1 pseudogene is annotated in these 902 nt (G+C 70.7%); it reads left to right on the top strand.

Going from position 1 to position 902, the window contains the following annotated elements:
• Positions 1-902: pseudogene (locus A5780_RS41015) on the top strand (hypothetical protein); the annotation flags it as partial.

Here is a 902-nt window from a genome sequence, read left to right as displayed (position 1 = left end):
TCACCCTGTCCGGCCTGCACACCCCCGTCCAGCAGCACCACGACGAAACCCTCGACCGGATCGGCAGCCAGTTCGCGGTGATGCTGCGGGCACTGATGCAGGAGGTGATGAACCGAGCCACGGCCGGCATCACCGCCCGCCGCGCCGCCATCGAGGCCATGCAGATGCGGGAGGAGAAGGCCCGCCGCGAGCACGCCGCCCAGGTCGCCGCCGAGCGCAAGGCGGCCGAGAAAGGTCTGGAAGCGCTGCGCCGGAAGGGTTGGGATCGGCTCTCGCGCAACGAAATCGCCGCCGCGCTACGTGAGGCGGTGACCTGGTCGGAAGACTCCGAGGCTGCCCGCCGCGCGTCGGTGGAACTGGCCGGGCACATCCGGCAGCGCTGGGGTGTGCACGTCGACCTCGACGGCGGGCACGTCACCATCGATGCCGAGGTAACCCCGCAGCTGGCGGCGAAGATGGCCGCCGCCGAACAGGAACGCGCCGCCAAGTCTCGTCTGGCCACCGCCCAAGACCGGCTGGTGGAGATGATCGCGGCCGAGGACATCGACGAGTCGGCCAAGGCGGAGCTGTACGCCCAGATCGAACAGTGGCGCACCAATCCCACCCCGGACCGTCTCACGGCGCTGACGAAGAAGATGCAGGCCGCCGGGATCGGCGAGCCGGTCGCCACCAAGGCCCGGTTCGTCGCCCTGTATCTGGGCGGGGCCGCGGCCACCGGCTCGAAAGCCCAGGGGCTCGTGAGTGCGGGTGCGGCGGCCGCCGCTCTGCGCCGCATGGACTCTCCGCTGGTCGATCCGGGAGAGGAGGCCAAATTCCGGGTCGACACCCTGCTCACGGATTACCAGGTTCGCCTGCAGCACGGGCACGACACCGTCGGTGTGCAGGCGCGGCTGGCCGAGGCG

This window comes from Nocardia sp. 852002-20019_SCH5090214 (assembly GCF_001665865.1).
Taxonomy (GTDB): Bacteria; Actinomycetota; Actinomycetes; order Mycobacteriales; family Mycobacteriaceae; genus Nocardia; species Nocardia nova.
The sequence above is the reverse complement of the archived record's forward strand: the minus strand, read 5'-3'. Positions and strand labels throughout refer to the sequence as shown.